This window comes from Mesorhizobium sp. B1-1-6 (genome assembly GCF_006443035.1).
Taxonomy (GTDB): Bacteria; Pseudomonadota; Alphaproteobacteria; order Rhizobiales; family Rhizobiaceae; genus Mesorhizobium.
Genome location: NZ_VFWR01000003.1, coordinates 135071 through 152260, shown reverse-complemented (window position 1 = coordinate 152260; position 17190 = coordinate 135071). Strand labels below are relative to the sequence as shown.

At 64.6% G+C, this 17190-nt stretch carries 12 protein-coding genes; 9 read left to right on the top strand and 3 right to left on the bottom strand.

The window, feature by feature from the left end:
• Positions 1-86: 86 nt before the first annotated feature.
• A complete protein-coding gene (locus FJ979_RS07370; RefSeq protein ID WP_140580406.1) occupies positions 87-4097 on the bottom strand; it encodes a peptidoglycan-binding protein in 4011 nt (1336 codons plus the stop codon).
• A gap of 445 nt (positions 4098-4542) precedes the next feature.
• Between FJ979_RS07370 and FJ979_RS07365 the strand changes: the two genes are divergently transcribed.
• The 8 genes from FJ979_RS07365 to FJ979_RS07330 all read left to right on the top strand — a co-directional run bounded on the left by FJ979_RS07365 (position 4543) and on the right by FJ979_RS07330 (position 14053).
• Positions 4543-5004, top strand: coding sequence for a MerR family DNA-binding transcriptional regulator (locus FJ979_RS07365; RefSeq protein ID WP_140497287.1), 462 nt, complete (start codon positions 4543-4545; stop codon positions 5002-5004).
• Between the two features lie 262 nt (positions 5005-5266).
• Positions 5267-7057, top strand: coding sequence for an acyl-CoA dehydrogenase (locus FJ979_RS07360; RefSeq protein ID WP_140580405.1), 1791 nt, complete (start codon positions 5267-5269; stop codon positions 7055-7057).
• Between the two features lie 112 nt (positions 7058-7169).
• Entirely contained in the window at positions 7170-8339 is a 1170-nt protein-coding gene (locus tag FJ979_RS07355; protein WP_140580403.1) for an acyl-CoA dehydrogenase family protein, read from the top strand.
• A gap of 31 nt (positions 8340-8370) precedes the next feature.
• Positions 8371-9579 carry an acetyl-CoA C-acetyltransferase gene (locus FJ979_RS07350; protein ID WP_140523939.1) on the top strand — a complete coding sequence of 403 codons (1209 nt, stop codon included), beginning with the start codon at positions 8371-8373 and terminating at the stop codon, positions 9577-9579.
• A 14-nt stretch (positions 9580-9593) separates the two neighbouring features.
• Entirely contained in the window at positions 9594-11813 is a 2220-nt protein-coding gene (locus FJ979_RS07345) for a 3-hydroxyacyl-CoA dehydrogenase NAD-binding domain-containing protein (protein ID WP_140580402.1), read from the top strand.
• Positions 11814-11877: 64 nt separating this feature from the next.
• A complete protein-coding gene (locus FJ979_RS07340; protein WP_140580400.1) occupies positions 11878-12423 on the top strand; it encodes a thioesterase family protein in 546 nt (181 codons plus the stop codon).
• Positions 12424-12545: 122 nt separating this feature from the next.
• The gene (locus FJ979_RS07335; RefSeq protein ID WP_140496665.1) at positions 12546-13190 is read left to right on the top strand and encodes a helix-turn-helix transcriptional regulator; all 645 of its coding nucleotides are present in this window, start codon (positions 12546-12548) and stop codon (positions 13188-13190) included.
• Positions 13191-13201: 11 nt separating this feature from the next.
• Positions 13202-14053, top strand: a complete 852-nt coding sequence (locus FJ979_RS07330) for a thermonuclease family protein (protein WP_348640414.1) — start codon at positions 13202-13204, stop codon at positions 14051-14053.
• On the opposite strand, the gene FJ979_RS07325 is transcribed toward FJ979_RS07330, so the two are convergent.
• Entirely contained in the window at positions 14019-15665 is a 1647-nt protein-coding gene (locus FJ979_RS07325) for a lysine--tRNA ligase (RefSeq protein WP_140523947.1), read from the bottom strand. The two genes, FJ979_RS07330 and FJ979_RS07325, sit on opposite strands and share 35 nt — an antisense overlap.
• 159 nt (positions 15666-15824) lie before the next feature.
• Here FJ979_RS07325 and FJ979_RS07320 point away from each other — a divergent pair, with 159 nt between their 5' ends.
• Positions 15825-16232 (top strand): tellurite resistance TerB family protein, encoded by a 408-nt coding sequence (locus tag FJ979_RS07320; protein ID WP_140496659.1) that lies wholly within the window; start codon positions 15825-15827, stop codon positions 16230-16232.
• 68 nt (positions 16233-16300) lie between these two features.
• On the opposite strand, the gene FJ979_RS07315 is transcribed toward FJ979_RS07320, so the two are convergent.
• The gene (locus FJ979_RS07315; protein ID WP_140496656.1) at positions 16301-17152 is read right to left on the bottom strand and encodes a transporter substrate-binding domain-containing protein; all 852 of its coding nucleotides are present in this window, start codon (positions 17150-17152) and stop codon (positions 16301-16303) included.
• Positions 17153-17190: the final 38 nt, after the last annotated feature.

Below are 17190 nucleotides of genomic sequence, written 5' to 3'. Positions count from 1 at the left end.
CCGCCGCCGCGCCGAAACAAAAAACATCTCAAGCAGTTAACAGGCAAATGTGTGGCAGGGGCGTCGCGGATACGACGCTCCTGCCGCTATTTGCGCGCCAGCAACGCCTTGACCAGCTTTTCGTCGACCGCACCGGTCGCGGGCAGCTTGTTGTCAGTCTGGAACGCGACGATCGCATTCTTGGTCTTCGCGCCCATCACGCCGTCGGCGCCGCCGGCGTCGTAGCCGTTCTTGTTGAGGATAAGTTGGATATTCTTGACCGCCTTCTTCATATCGATGCTGGCCGTGGTCTGCGGTGTGCCATCTTGCCAGGATTCGGGAATGTCGGCCGAATTGGCGGCCTGATCGAGCGGCTTGGCCTTCCACAATTCGGTGGCGGCGCGGGCGCGCTCGAGTTGCTCGGGACGCAGCGCGTTGGCGATCTCGTCGCGCTTGGCGGCAGCGTCCTTGTCGCCGGTCTTGGCGACGAGCGCGAACCATTTGTAGGACTCCTCCAGGTTCTGCTTCATGCCGACGCCCTTGGCGGCGAGGATGCCGAGATTGAACTGGCTGTCCTTCACGCCGAGATCGGCGGCCTCCTGGAACCAGTGCGCGGCCGATTCATTGTCGGTCACGCCGTCCGCGGCCATGGCGAACAGCACTGCCAGATTGTGCATTGCGCTGGCGTTGCCCTGCTCGGCGGCGAGCTGGTACCAGGTCTTCGACTTCTTGATGTCGCGCGGGACGCCGATGCCCTTCTCGTAGAAATTGCCGATGCGATACTCGGCCGGAGCGAAGCCGAGTTCCGCGGACTTTTCATACCATTTGGCCGCGGCCGCCATGTCTTCCTTGACGCCGCGCGCCTCGGAATAGCGCGAGCCGATCTCGAACAGCGCCTTGGCGTCGCCGGTGGCTGCGGCGTCGCGCAGGGCGACCGGGCCTGCATCGGCGGGAATGTCGAATTTGGCCGGGGCCGCGGGAGCGCCGGCGGGCACGACGGCGCCGGTGCTGTCATTGGCCATGGCCGGTGCAGCCACTGTCGGTTGGATACCGCTGTCCGTCGTTTGCGTTCCGCCGGCAGCAGCGGAAGGTGCCGGAGAAGAAGGAGCCGCTGCGACGGGACCGGCGGAAATGGGTTCTGCCGAAGCCATCGCGTCGGAGCCTGCCGCACCCGCGCCGGCAGGCATGACGGGAGCTATCGCCGCCGGAGCCGGTTCCGCCGTCGGGCCGGCGTTCGTCGGCCCATCGCCGTCCGACGGGATGGCGAGCGCGGTCTGCGCCACCATGTCGTCCTTGACCGCCGGAGCGGAGGGCTCGGCCTGCCTGACCTCACGGGCCGGTTCGCTGTTCGCTGCCGCCAACTGGGTTTCCGGCTTGGGCGGGCTCGCGGCGTCGACGGATGCGGTTTGCAGCGGCTGCGAGGCAACGGCCGGCGCGTCATTGCTTGCCACCTGGGCGGGATCGGCGAGGAACGCCTTGCCAAGCTGCAAGCCGGCAAGCGCCAGCATGATCGCGGCGGCCGCCATCAAAATCGGCTTGCGCCGCGCCTTGAGCAGGTCGCCGATCCTGAGCGCCTTCACCGGTCCCTTCATCGTCGACTGGCGCTTCAAGGCGTCGGCCTCGGCGGCTGCGGCCTGCGCCGCGCGGCGGGCAGCCGCGATGAAGTCCGATTTCGCGGCATCGCTGTCGCTGAGCTTTGCCGGTTGCCCGCGCTCGTCGCGCACGCGCTTCATGATGGCGTTGAGGTCGGGCGCGCCGGAGCCGGGCTCCAGTGGCCGGTTGGCCATTTTCGGGTCGAGCGGCTCGTCGAGATCGACGCTCGGGATTTCCGGGCCCGGCACCGAGCCCGCCAGCGGCGGAACGTCTGCTTCCTTCTTGCCCTTGAAGGCGCGCGCCAAGCCGCCCAGCATCGATTTGCGGCGGCCGGTCGGCTCGCCCTTCCCGGCGATCGGATCGGAACCAAGCGCGGCCATGGCGGCGGCGGCGGCCGCCTCCGCGGGCGAGCGCGCACCCGGCCCGCGTGGCGAAGCAGGCTGGCTGCGCATGATCGCGGCGGCGCGGCCGTCGAGATCGGCCATGTCCCCTGTCAACGGCATGGGCTCGTCGATATCCATCGACGGAGCGTCCACGGCCATCTTGCCGGCTCGCGCACGGCGCTTGCCGATCGCTTCGTCCGGGCGTGCATCCAGGAGCTCGCTCATCGCCTCGGACGGTTCGCCTGGTTCCAGCGAACCCAGCCTGTCGACGATCTTGAGCAGCGTGTCGTGGATGGCCTCGAACGTTCTCGAGTTACGCTCGTCGGAACGGCGTGTCAGCGTCTCGAGCGTCTTCAGGTCCTGGGCAAGGCCGGAAACCGCCGACGTGTCGGCGCCCGAGCCGGCCAGCGAGCGCACCGCGTTCTCGGCCGCCTCGCGCGCCGCGCCAAGGATGGAGTCGCGCGTTCCCGCCAGCGCCTTCTCGATTTCATTGAGGCGTGGGCTGATGTCCTCGAACTCCGGCAGCGGTGCGCTGGGCCTGGACAGGTGGGCGGACAGGCTGGCGACTTGCGCCTCCAGGCTGCGGATCAGCGCCGGATCGATGCCGGCGACTTGCGCGGCGGACGAGTCCAGGCGGCTCGAAATGTCTTCGAGTCGGCTTTCCAGGCCACGGATCGCGGCTTCGCCGGCGGGGTCGGGAATGCGTGTTTCCATGCGCTTGGCGAGCGCCGTGAAGCGGGCATCGATGGCTTCCATGATGCCGGCGCCGTCGACTTGCGGCATGCGCTGGTCGAGCCGGTCGGCAACTTCGTCCAGTCGGCGCTCAAGGTCGCGGAACAGCATGTTGCCCTGTTCGATGGCGTCGCCCTGGCGCCGTTCCATCATCGACGACAGCACGTCGAAGCGTTGCTCAAGCCCGTGGAAGATATAGTCGGCGTCGGGCATGGCCGGCGCCCGGTCGATCTTGTCAGCGATGAGCGCGATCTGCTTGGCCAGCCGTTCCATCGCCTGCTCGGGCAGGGCGGCGCGGCCGGCGAGTTCGTCGACCCGGCTCGACAGCGTGTTCAGCCGGTCGACGACGGCGTTGCCGGGGTGGTCCTGCGCCACTTCCTCGATCTGCCGGGCGAGCGAATCGATCCGTTTCTCGATGCGCTCGAAGGCTTCATGGTCGAGCGTATTGGCCTGTGCCGCGACGGTCGAGGCGACGATGGCGCGGGAGATCTCGTCCAGCCGCTCGTCGATCATGGCCAGCGTGCTGCCGCCGCGATTGTCCTGCTGGCTGGCGAAATGATCCACGGCGCTGGCCAGCGTGCGGACCTTTTCCTCCAGCGAGCGCAGGGATAGCGATTCCGGCAGGTTGTTGACGGCGTTGCTGATCTGCTCCAGCCGATCGGTCAGGCCCGAAATGGCGGGGTCCGGTGAGCGGTTGCGCTGGTCGGCGTCGACGCGGTCCTCGAAGGCTGTCCAGCGACGATCGAAATCGTCCCAGCGGCGGTCGACCTTCTGCACGCTCTCCTCGCGCGCCAGCGTGTCGAGCGCGGCTTTGACCTGTTCGAGTTCGAGCCGCAGCATGTTGACGCTTCTGTCGTCGCTTTTTTCCGACAGCGTCTTGATGGCGCCGGAAAGCCGCTCGAATTCGAGGCCGAGTTCGGCGCTGCCCTTGCCCGAAGCGCCTGACTTGGCGTTTGCCAGCAGTGCGCGGTCGATGTCCTTGCGCAGCGCCTCGAATTCGCTCTGCAGCCCGGCAGTCATCTGGTGGCGCAATTCCTCGCGCATGCCGCGCAGCTCGCCGGCGATCTTGCCGACCATGGCAACGCTGTCTTCCTGGCCGCGGATGCGGTCGATATCGCGGGCAAGGTTCTGGTAGTTCTGGCCGACGGCCGGCGCCGGCATCGGAGCCTGCGGATGCGGCGCGGGCTGCGGATCCTGGTACCAGCGCGGCTGAGCCGAAGGCTGTGCTGCGGGATAGCGCGGTTCGGCGCCATAGTGGCGGGGATCGGGACGTGCCATCGTATCCTCACGCGTCCTCTCCAGCCGCTGTTCCAGCGTCTCCAGCGAGCGGTTCAACTGCTCGAGCGTGGTCTGAGGCCTGCGCTGCCTGCCGGCGTTGAGTGTGTCGAGGTAGGACCGCTTGCTGTTCATCGGTGCGTCCGTCTTTCAGATTGGCCGGTTTGCGACCAGCTCCCCAAATCCTCGCCGGAACGAAGGCGACCGCACCACGGTGGAAGACAAGCTTCCCGGGTGCACCCGCGCTCCGAAAAACCGTGAAAAAATCGATACAGGATAAACACGGGTAGCCGACATGCGCACAATTCGCCCAACGTGGTAAACAACGCGTTAACCAAGCTTAAGAAGTTGCGACGAAGTTCGCGGTGAACCGGCCGCTGCGGCATAAAGCGCCGCCCGCACAACGCCCTTGCGTCATGAGAGGGCTATCGGTATAGAATTGACGTAAACGTAAAAGGCGCATCAAGCGTGCTGTTTGCGATTTGTTTGTTGAAACCACGGCTGGAAGCACGCCCCCGCTTTCAGTCAGGCATCGCTTGGTCCAGGACCGCGACGCCACAGACGGGGAAAGCCAGTGACCATGAAGCTTATCTCGGCCGGCGAGACCGCGGCCAATACCAACACTATATCCGTTGACTCGGGCGAGGACCTCGTCCGCATCGGCGAAATGGCCAAGAAATATGGCGTGACGCTGCGCACGCTGCGTTTCTACGAAGACAAGGGCCTGCTCAACCCGCAGCGCGACGGTTCAACCCGCCTCTACACGCGCCGCGACAGGGTTCGGCTGAAACTGATCCTGCTCGGCCGCAAGGTCGGGTTCTCGTTGCGCGACGTCAAGCAGATGATGGATCTCTACGATCCCACCGGCTCCAACACCAAGCAGTTGCGGCTGGCATTGGACAAGTCGGAGAAGCAGCTTGCCCGCCTCCAGAAGCAGCGCACGCTCATCGATGACGCCATCAGCGAATTGAGCACCTCCATGGCTGCCGTCCGGCAGATGCTGGTCGAGCGCTCGGCGCCGCAGGCGAGCGTCGCCGGCTGATTTGGGCCGCCGCCTTGCGGCGCAACATCCATGATCGAAAAAAGCCGTGTGGCGAGCGCCACGCGGCTTTTGTCATTAAGGGTTCCAACACATGTACTGCATCGCGTGCGGTTTGCTGCGGTGCAGGAGAAATTTTGTCGCATCGGCTGAATTGACGTTTACGCAAACGTCAATTTTTGTTATCTCCCGCTGAACACGGGTCCGCATGCCGCCTGACATGAATTCGGGGGTTTCGGATCAGGTCCGCAGGGTGGAGAAGAGCATGCCGATCTACAGGGCGCCGGTGCAGGATACGCTGTTCGTGCTCAACGAGGTGCTGGGCTACCAGCGCTATTCCAATCTCCCCGGCTTTTCTGATGCAACGCCCGACGTGCTGGAGGCGATCCTCGCCGAGGGCGCCAAGCTCGCGGAAAACGTAATGCATCCGCTCAACCGTGTCGGCGACATGGAAGGCTGTGTGCGCCATGACGATGGCTCGGTGACGACGCCGAGGGGCTTCAAGGAAGCCTTCGATCAGTATCGCGAGGGCGGCTGGATGGGGCTGGCGGCGCCCGTCGAGTTCGGCGGCCAGGGCCTGCCCTATGCCGTGCATACCGCCGTGGCCGAGTATATGGTGTCGGCCAATATGTCGCTGATGATGTATCCGGGCCTGACGCAGGGCGCGATCGCGGCGATCATCACCCATGGCACCGACGAGCAGAAAGCCAAATGGCTGCCGAAGATGGTCGAGGGCGCCTGGACCGGCACCATGAACCTGACCGAGCCGCATTGCGGTACCGATCTGGGCCTGCTGCGCACCAAGGCCGTGCCGAATGGCGACGGCACTTACAAGATCTCGGGCCAGAAGATATTCATCTCGGCCGGCGAGCACGACATGGCGGACAACATCGTCCACCTGGTGCTGGCCCGCATCGAGGGGGCGCCCGAAGGGGTGAAGGGCATCTCGCTGTTCATCGTGCCGAAGCTCAAGCTCGATGCTTCTGGCAATCCCGATGAGAGGAACACCGTCTCCTGCGGTTCGATCGAGGAGAAGATGGGCATCCACGGCAATTCGACCTGCGTCATGAACTATGACGAGGCGCAAGGCACGCTGCTGGGCGAGGCCAATGGCGGCCTCAAGGCGATGTTCACGATGATGAACGAGGCGCGGCTCGGCGTCGGCCTGCAGGGGCTGTCACTGTCGGAGATTGCCTACCAGAATGCCGTCGCTTACGCCAAGGACCGCTTGCAGGGCCGCTCGCTGTCGGGACCGAAGGCGCCGGACAAGAAGGCCGACCCGATCATCGTCCATCCCGACATCCGCCGCAGCCTGATGACCATGAGGGCCTTCAACGAGGCCGGCCGCGCGCTGGCGCTGTGGACGGCGATCAAGTCGGACATCGCCCATCGCTCCGCCGACGACAAGGACCGCCAGGCGGCCGACGACTACACCGGGCTGATGACGCCGGTGGTCAAGGGCGTGCTCACCGACAAGGGCTTCGATCACGCCGTGATGGCGCAGCAGGTGTTCGGCGGCCATGGCTACATCGAAGAGCACGGCATGAGCCAGTTCGTGCGCGATGCCCGCATCGCCATGATCTATGAAGGCGCCAACGGCATCCAGGCGCTCGATCTCGTCGGCCGCAAGCTGGGTCTGAACGGGGGCCGCGCGGTGCAGGCGTTCTTCAAGGAAGTCGGCGAGTTCTGTGAAGAGAGCCGCGCCGACGAGAAGATGGCCCCCTTCACCAAGGCATTGAAGAAGAGCCTCAACGATCTTCAGGCGGCGACCATGTGGCTGCTGCAGAACGGCATGGCCAAGCCCGACAATGCCGGCGCCGCCTCGACCGACTACATGCATCTCTTCGGCCTCGTGGCGCTCGGCTATATGTGGGCGCGGATGGCCAGGGCCGCCCAAGGCAAGCCGGGCGCCAACGGCGCGTCGTCCTTCTACGACAACAAGCTGGTGACGGCGCGCTTCTTCATGGAGCGGATCATGCCGGAAACCGCGACGCGTCTCGCCCGCATCTCCAGTGGCGCCGATACGTTGATGGCACTGCCGGCGGAAGCGTTCTAGAAATAATCCCTCTCCCTTTGAGGGGAGGGCGGTCCAGAGGGGCCGGGAGGGGGCGCCGCGACAGTGCGCGGATCTCAATTTCGATGGCAGACCTTGGGAGGAAGATCATCGCATGACCAACCCAGCCGAAATCCTTGGCCTGCCGAAGCCCGCCTGGGCGGCGGACGAGGTCGGCATGCTCTACGACATGGCGCACCGCTTCATGTCCGAAGAGATCGCGCCGCGTTACGACGAGTTTGAGAAGAACGAAATGGTCGACCGCGAGAGCTGGCTGAAGGCCGGTGCCGCCGGCCTGCTCTGCGCCTCCATGCCGGAGGAATATGGCGGATCGGGCGGCACCTTCGCCCATGAGAGCGCCATCATCGAAGCCATCGGCCATGTCGGCGTCGATGGCTTCGGCATCGGCCTGCACAATTCCATCGTCGCCCCCTACATCCTCCACTACGGCTCGGAGGAGCAAAAGAAGAAATGGCTGCCGAAGCTCGCCACCGGCGAACTGATCGGCGCCATCGCCATGACGGAGCCCGGCGCCGGCTCCGACCTGCAAGGCGTCACGACGCGGGCCGAGAGGGACGGCAACCAATACAAGATCAATGGCTCCAAGACCTTCATCACCAATGGCCAGCTTGCCAATTTCATCATCGTCGTCACCAAGACCGATCCGGACAAGGGCGCCAAGGGCACTTCGCTGATCGTCGTCGAGACCGACGAGGTCGATGGCTTCGAGCGCGGCCGCAACCTCGACAAGATCGGCCTGAAAGCCAATGACACATCGGAGCTGTTCTTCAACGATGCGCGTGTGCCGACCTCCAACCTGCTCGGCCACGAGGAGGGACAAGGCTTCATCCAGCTCATGCAGCAATTGCCGCAGGAGCGTTTGCAGATCGGCACCGGCGCGATTGCCATGGTCGAGCGCGCGCTGGCGCTGACCATCGAATACGTCAAGGAGCGCAAGGCGTTCGGCAAGGCGGTCATCGATTTCCAGAACACCCAGTTCAAGCTGGCCGAACTGAAGACCGAGGCCACGATCGGCCGCGTCTTCTACAATGATTGCGTGGCGCGCCACATCGATGGCGGTCTCGATCCGGTGACGGCGTCGATGGCCAAGTACTGGCTTTCCGACCTGCAGGGCAAAGTCGTCGACGAATGCCTTCAATTGCATGGCGGCTATGGCTACATGAATGAATATCCGATCGCCCGCATGTTCCGCGACGCCCGCGTCCAGCGCATCTATGGCGGCACCAACGAGATCATGAAATTGCTGATCGGCCGCTCGCTCTGAGCATCGATCGGCAAACCCAAGGAGCAGGAAAATGGCCGAAGCTTACGTCTATGACGCCGTTCGCACGCCGCGCGGCAGGGGCAAAAAGGATGGCTCGCTGCACGAAGTGCCGGCAGTGCGGCTCGCCGCCAGGACGCTGGAGGCGCTGCGCGACCGCAACGGGCTCGACACTGCAACTGTCGACGACATCATCTTCGGTTGTGTCGACCCGGTCGGCGAGGCGGGGTCGGTCATTCCGCGCGCCGCGGCCTTCGAGGCCGGCTACGCGACCTCGGCGCCCGGCATGCAGATCTCGCGCTTCTGCGCCTCCGGCCTCGACGCCATCAATTTCGGCGCCGCCAAGATAGCCCAGGGCGCCGATGAGATCGTCATTGCCGGCGGTGTCGAATCGATGTCGCGCGTCGGCATGGGCGCCTCGGGTGGCGCCTGGTTCATGGACCCTTCGGTCGGCCTGCCCGGCTGGTTCGTGCCGCAAGGTATTTCGGCCGACCTGATCGCCACAAAATACGGCTTCAGCCGGGACGATGTCGACGCCTACGCCGTCGAGAGCCAGAAGCGCGCGGCAAAATCCTGGGCCGATGGCCGCTTCAGGAATTCGGTGATCCCGATTAAGGACCAGAATGGTCTCACCATCCTCGACCATGACGAGCATATGCGCCCATCGACCGACATGCAGTCGCTGGCCTCGCTCAATCCCTCCTTCGTCATGCCCGGCGAAATGGGCGGCTTCGACGCCGTGGCGGTGCAGAAGCATCCGGAAGTGGAGGAGGTCAATCACGTCCACCATGCCGGCAATTCGTCGGGCATCGTCGACGGCGCGGCGGCCGTGCTGCTGGGCTCGAAGAAGGCCGGCAAGGCCATGGGCCTGAAACCGCGCGCGCGCATCCGCGCCTTCGCCAACATCGGCTCCGAGCCGGTGCTGATGTTGACCGGCCCCGTTGACGTCACGGAGAAGCTGTTGAAGCGCGCCAAGATGAAGCTGTCGGACATCGATCTGTTCGAGCTCAACGAGGCCTTCGCCTCCGTGGTGCTGCGCTACATGCAGGCCTTCGATATCGAGCACGACAGGATCAACGTCAATGGCGGCGCCATCGCCATGGGCCATCCGCTGGGCGCCACCGGCGCGATGATCTTCGGCACCGTGCTGGACGAGCTCGAGCGCCGCGATTTGAACACCGCGCTGGTGACGCTGTGCATCGGCGCCGGCATGGGCACCGCAACCATCATCGAACGCGTCTGACGGGGAGAGAAACGATGAGCTACACCAATTTCACTCTCGACATCGACGCCGATGGCATTGCGCTGGTCACCTGGAACATGCCGGACCGCTCGATGAACGTCTTCACCGAGGAGGTGATGCGCGAGCTGAACGCCATTGTCGACAAGGTGGCGGGCGACGCCGCCATCAAGGGCGCGGTCATCACCTCCGGCAAGGATACCTTCTCAGGCGGCGCCGACATCACCATGCTCCAGAAGATGCTGACGACCTTCGCGGCTGAAAAGGGCAAGGATCTCGAAAAGGCCACCAGGGCGCTATTCGAAAACGCCGGCACCATGACCGGCCTGTTCCGGAAGCTGGAAACATCGGGCAAGCCGTGGGTTTCAGCAATCAACGGCACCTGCATGGGCGGTGCATTCGAAATGTCGCTGGCCTGCCATGGCCGCGTCGCCGCCGATTCCGACAAGGTGAAGATGGCGCTCCCCGAGGTGAAGATCGGTATTTTCCCGGGCGCCGGCGGCACCCAGCGGGTGCCGCGTCTCACCGACCAGCAGCAGGCGCTGCAAATGCTGACCTCCGGCCAGAACCTGTCGCCGCAGAAGGCGAAGGCGATGGGCCTGATCCACGAGGTCGCCGAGCCGGCCAAGCTGGTCGAGACTGCGAAGGCCATGATCAGGAACGGCCTCAAGCCGGTAGCGCCGTGGGACGAGAAGGGATTCAAGTTGCCCGGCGGTCCGGTCTATTCGGCGGCGGGCGCCAATTTGTGGCCCCCGGCCATCGCCATCCTGCGCCGCGAGACCTATGGCAATTATCCGGCCGCCGCGGGGATCCTGAAATGCGTCTATGAGGGCCTGTTGGTGCCGTTCGACACCGCCCTCAGGATCGAACAGCGCTATTTCACGGAGATCATGCAGACCAAGGAAGCGGCGGCGATGATCCGCTCGCTGTTCGTGTCGTTGCAGGAACTCAACAAGGGCGCGCGCCGCCCGGCCGGCGTGCCGGAAACTAGGTTCAAGAAGATCGGCGTCCTTGGCGCGGGCTTCATGGGCGCCGGCATCGCCTATGTCACGGCCAGGGCCGGCATTCCGGTGGTGCTGCTCGACCGCGACATGGAGTCCGCCGAGAAGGGCAAGGCCCATTCGGATGGCCTGATCTCGGATCAGGTGAAGAAGGGGCGTGCCAAGCCCGAGGACAAGGACAGGCTCCTGTCGCTGATCACGCCGACATCGGACTATGCCGACCTTGCCGGCTGCGATCTCGTGGTCGAGGCGGTGTTCGAGGATTCCGCGGTGAAGAAAAGCGCCACCGAACAGGCGGAAGCGGTGCTGAAGTCGTCGGCGATCTTCGCGTCGAACACCTCGACCATTCCGATCACCGCCCTGGCCAAGAATTCGGCGCGGCCGAAGAATTTCATCGGCATCCATTTCTTCTCGCCGGTCGACAGGATGATGCTGGTCGAAATCATCCTTGGCAAGAAGACCGGTGACAAGGCGCTGGCCACCGCGATCGACTTCGTGCGCGCCATCAAGAAAACGCCGATCGTCGTCAACGACACGCGCGGTTTCTACGTCAACCGCTGCGTGCTGCGCTATATGTCGGAAGCCTACAAGATGTTGATCGAGGGCGTTCCGGCGCCGATGATCGAGAACGCCGCCAAGGCCGCCGGCATGCCGGTCGGCCCGCTCGCGTTGACCGACGAGACGGCCATCGACCTTGCCCAGAAGATCATGAAGCAGACCATCAGGGATCTCGGCGACAAGGCGGTCGACCCGAAGCAGATGGCGCTGATCAACACCATGGTCGACGACCACGGCCGCTTCGGCCGCAAGAACGGCAAGGGCTTCTACGACTATCCGGCCAAGCCGGCCAAGAAGAAGCTGTGGCCGGGCCTTAAGGAGTTCTACCCGCAGCTCAAGCCGGAGAAGGTCGACTATGCGGAATTGCAGCAGCGCCTGCTGGTCACCATCGCGTTGGAAGCGGCTCGGGTGATGGAGGAGGGCATCGTCACCGATCCGCGCGAGGCCGATGTCGGCTCGATCCTGGCCTTCGGCTTCGCGCCCTATACGGGCGGCGCGCTGTCCTACATCGACGGCATCGGCGCCGGGCAGTTCGTCAAGATCGCAAAGGGCTTGCAGAAGAAATACGGCGCCGAGTTCAAGGTGCCCAGGCTGCTGCTCGACATGGCCGAAAAGGGCGAGACTTTCTACCAGCGCTTCGACCCCTACGCGAAGGGCGACGTGAAGCAGGCGGCCTGAGCGTGGTCGGAATCAAAGGTGCCGCGGCGTCCCTTGCGCGTCCGAAAAGACGCGCCGCGCCGTAATGTATGTCTGGGGGCGCCTTGCGCGTATGATGGCCACGGCGGGCAGCCGTGGCTCCTACCAGATGGGTGATGAAAGCCGGTTGGCCTTTCGCTGCCTGCCGACGGACATCGATTTTAACCGCCATCTCAACAATGCCCGCTATATGATGCTGGCGGACCTTGGCCGCATCGATATCTTCATCCGCGCCGGCCTCATCACTCTGGCGAGAACGAATGGCTGGGCGCCGATGATCGGCGGGCTGCAATCGGCCTATGTGCGTGAGATCAAACTGTGGCGGCGTTTCGAAGTGGTGTCTTCGATCGAGACCTGGGAAGGCAGCCAGGTTATCGGCAAGCACCGTTTCGTCCTCGACAATGGCGAGACCGCCGCATTGATCATGACGACGGCCGGCGTCTACGACCGCAACGCCCGGCGCTTTCTCGATATTGACGAGGTCGTCGCCGCGCTTGGCCGCTCCGCACAGCCGCGTCCGCCCGGCGAAGCCGAGCGGGCATTCATGGCCTCGCATCAAAACCTGCGCGATCAGGCCAAGCGGACCGGTTGACCTGGAAGCCCGGAATTGGCGCGGCCAGCAAAGATGTGGTGCGATGGCACAGTCTGTGGACAAACCTTCATTCGAAGACTAGAAAGGAAAGGCATTTTTTCCTTTTTGCAAGGAGAGCGGAATTGCTCTCGCATGACCGTGTTTGGGCCGCCATCGACGCTCTGGCCGAGCGGTATTCGCTCTCGGCTTCCGGCCTGGCGAAGCGGGCCGGCCTTGATTCGACTGCCTTCAACAAGTCGAAGCGACTGTCGTCGGACGGCAGGCCGCGCTGGCCCTCGACCGAATCGCTGGCCAAGATCATCGAGGCGACGGGCGCTTCGCTCGACGAATTCACCGGGCTGATAGAAGGTCGGGCCGGCCACGGCGCGATGCCCGCCCGCGGGCGTGCCGTTCCGTTGCTCGGCTTTGCCCAGGCCGGCGCCGGCGGTTTTTTCGACGATGCCGGCTTCCCGGCCGGTCAAGGCTGGGATCTGGTGGAACTGCCGGCGCAATCGACCGAGAGTTCCTATGCGCTTCAGGTGCAAGGCGATTCCATGCTGCCGCTCTACCGCAATGGCGACGTGCTCATCGTCGAGCCGGCAGCCCTCATCCGCAAGGGCGATCGCGTCGTCGTCAAGACGACGGGCGGCGAGGTGATGGCCAAGGTGCTCGATCGCCAGACCGCCAGGTCGATCGCACTGGTTTCGCTCAATCCCGATCATCCGGACCGCGACATTCCCATGCGCGAGGTTGAATGGGTGGCGCGGATCGTCTGGGCAAGCCAATAGGGTGCGGGCTGGTGCGGCTTCCTCATCTTGTCCTTGCGGTTCTGATGGTCCCTGGAATGGCCGCGCTGGTAGTCGCCGGCGGCCGCGCGCTGATGAGCGGCGAAGCTGCCGTCGGGGTGGAACAGATCGATCCGAGCGCCGATACGGTCTCTCAGCCAGGCACCGACGGTGTGCCGGAGGAGCCGGCCACATCGGCCATTGCCGCTCCGCCGCCCCCCGCCGCTAGCCCGCACTCGCGTGCGATCGATCCCCAAGTCGTGGCGCCGCCGGAGCTTCCCAGCAAGGAGCTGGAGCGGGTGGAGCCGCGCGCGCCGTTGAGCAAGCTGGCGCTGGCCATGCCGCCCAAGCCGAAAATGCCGGACGACTGGAAAGGGACGAAGCTGTTCCAGCCGGTCGCGCCCGCCGCCGGACTGATCGAGGCGAAGGGCTATTCTGTCGCGGTTTCCGGCGTCGACATTGTCGGGCAGGACGAGACCTGCACCTCGGACGGTAAATCCTGGCCCTGCGGCGTCCGCGCGCGCACGGCGTTCCGCGCCTTCCTGCGCGGCCGGGCGGTGGTCTGCGCCGTGCCGCCGGAAGGCGGCCGCGACCTGATCGCCGCCGACTGCCGGATCGGCAAGCAGGATGTCGGCCGATGGCTGGTCGAGAACGGCTGGGCGCGCGCCGCCAAAGGCGGCCCTTACGTCGAAGTCGGGGAAAAAGCGCGCAGCGAAAGGAAAGGCATTTTCGGATCGGCGCCAAGCCTTTCAGGCGTGCCTTCGATGCCGGCCGCCCGCGCCCCGGCGCCGCAAGCGCCGGGCTCGATCTTGGAAGAGGTCGGCGGCATTCTCAAGCCAGCTGACCAGCCAACGCCTTCTGAATGAGCCCGCGCGTCTCGGCGATGCCGTAGAGTGCCGCGAACGAGCCGAAGCGCGGTCCGCGCTCCTGCCCGATCAGCACCTGGTAGATCATCTGGAAGAAGGCGCCCGAAACGCCCGGACCACCTTCGGGGCTCTTCTTGGAATGATCCTGATAGCGTTCCACCTTGCGGGCGACGTTGAGCGCGGCATTCTGGATCGCCTCGCCGTCCGAGCCCGCCGGCAGGGCGCCAAGCGCCTGATCCAACGCTTCCAGCGCCTCCCGCTCGACGTCGTCGGGCGCGCGGAAGGTCTTCGTCGGCTTCACGAAATCGTCGAAATAGCGGATCGCATAACCCGTCAGCCTGTCGAGCTCAGGGTGGGTCGCCGGCGTCACGCCCCGCACATGGCGCGAGATGAAGCCCCACAGCACGTCCTTGTTCTGCGCATTGGAGGCGCTGACCAGGTTGAGCAGCAGCGAGAACGGCACGGGCATATCGATGGCGGGCGGATTGCCGTCGTGCATGTGCCAGACCGGGTTGCCCAGCCGTTCCTTCCAGTCCTGCCTCCGATAGGCTGCAAGGAAGGTGTAATATTCGTCCACGGCCCGGGGGATGACGTCGAAATAGAGCTTCTTGGCCTGTCGCGGCCGCTGGTACATATAGAGTCCCAGGCTCTCCGTCGGCGCGTAGGTCAGCCATTCGTCGATGGTCAGCCCATTGCCCTTGGATTTGGAGATCTTCTGGCCGTTCTCGTCCAGGAACAGCTCGTAGACGAAATGTTCCGGCGCGTGCCCGCCGAGGATGTTGCAGATGCGGTCATAGACCACCGCATTGGTCTGATGGTCCTTGCCGAACATCTCGAAATCGACGCCAAGGGCCGCCCAGCGCATGCCGAAATCGGGCTTCCACTGCAGCTTCACCTTGCCGCCGGTAACCGGCAGCGTGGTCTCGGTACCGTCATCGTCGAAGGTGATGGTGCCCGCCCTGGCATCGACATGCTTCATGGGAACGTAGAGCACGCGGCCGCTCTTCGGCGAGATCGGCAGGAACGGGCTGTAGGTCGCCTGCCGCTCCTCTCCCAGCGTCGGCAGCATCACCGCCATGATCTGGTCGTAGCGTTCGGCCGCGCGCAACAGCATCGCGTCGAAGCGGCCGGTCTTGTAGTACTGCGTCGCGCTGGCGAACTCGTAGTCGAAGCCGAACGTGTCGAGGAAGCGGCAGAGCATCGCGTTGTTGTGGTCGGCGAAACTCGCATAATCGCCGCCGAAAGGGTTGGGCACCGAAGACAGCGGCTTGTGCAGGTGCGGCTCCAGCGCCGCGCGATCCGGCACGCTGTCGGGTATCTTGCGCATGCCGTCCATGTCGTCGGAAAAGCACAGCAGCTTGGTGGCGACCTTGTCCTGCGTGATGACGCGGAAGGCATGCCGCACCATCGACGTGCGCGCCACCTCGCCGAACGTGCCGATATGCGGCAGGCCGGACGGGCCATATCCGGTTTCGAACAGCACCGTTTGCGGGAGTTCGCGGCCCTTGTAGCGCTCAATGATCTTGCGAGCTTCCTCGAACGGCCACGCCTTGCTTTCGGCCGCCGCCGTCAGCACTTCGGGATTGAGATCGATGATGTTTGATCCCGCCATGTCACTGTTTTCCAAATTAGACGCCGGCAAAGCCGCAAGTGAGGATTTTCAACCGGTCTCTATGCGCGCCTGACCGGAGCGTCAACGAGCGCGGCGCTTTTTCCTTGCAGCGCAGGGAACGCGTTCCTACCTTCGCAGCCCGTATCGAGGAGTTGTTGAATGCCGACCCCGCATGAAGCGCTGATCTACCTGATGGTCATCACCTCCGCCTCCGACCGCGACATGACGGATGTCGAGCTGGCGCGGATCGGCGAGGTCGTCCGCTCATGGCCGGTATTCGAGGATTTCGACCACGACCGCCTGGTTGGCGTCGCCCAGGCCTGCCAGAAGAAGCTGCATGAAAAGGGCGGGCTGGAGGGTGTCCTGGCAAGCGTGGCCGAGGCCCTGCCGGAGCGCCTGCGCGACACCGCCTATGCAGCCGCTTTCGAGGTCGCGGCCGTCGATCTCGAAATGCGGATGGAGGAGGTGCGGGTGCTCCAACTCATTCGCCTCAAGCTCGATCTCGACACGCTGACGGTCGCGGCGATCGCCCGTGCGGCCAAGGCGCGCCTGCGCACGCTGACCTGAGCGGCGACACTCAACCGACCGGAAGAAACTGATCGGGACCGGATCAGAAAAAGCTGACCGGGACCGGATCAGAAGAAACTGACCGGGAAATAGCGCAGGTAGAACTCGGCGAACGTGCCTTTCAGCGAAATCTCCTGCAGCGCGTAGTCGAGAGCGGCGGCCAGCGCCGGGTCATCGGATCGGGCGGCGACGGCCATGCCCGAACCCAGATATTCCGGCGCCAGATAAGGTCCGCCGGCAAAGCGGCAGCAGCCGGCCGCATCCGAACCGCCCAGCCAGAAGGCGAAACGCATGCCGTCGCCGAAGGCGGCATCGATCTTGCCGGCCTTGAGGTTGGCGTAGAGGTCTTCCGGCCTGTCGAAGGTGACGACCTGAACGGTGTTGAAATAATCGCGCAGCATGCGCTCATGCGCCGAGCCTGATATCACGCCGACACGCTTGCCGCGCAGCTTGGCGAACAGCGGCTCGGTCAGCGCCTCGCCCTTCGGCATGATGAAGCGCGCCGGAAATTGCAGGTAGGACCGCGAGAAGGCGTATGTCTGGCGTGACTGCGGCGTCGCGGCGATGCCGGCGATGATCGCTTCGCCTTCGCCTTTCTCAAGCGCTCCTTCGAGCTCGGCCCAGGGCAATGCCTGGATCTGACATTTGTCGACGATGCCGAGCTCGGCGCAGATGGCGCGCGCCAGGTCGATGTGGAAACCGGACAGCTTTCCCGCGGCGTCCAGGAAGTTGAAGGGCGGGAAATCGGTGGTGGTCAGGAACCGCAGCCGCGGCAGTGCGGAGAGATCCGGTTTCGGTAGCCGCTCCTTGGCATCCCACAGCACCGGCACCTGCGGCTCGGCCGCGCGCGCGCGCTCACCCAACGCCAGCGACGCGATCAGCATCGACGCAAGGACGAGAGACCTCCGCTGGAACGCCATGATAAACTTCCACCGCACCTGTGTTCGCATCGGTTCTG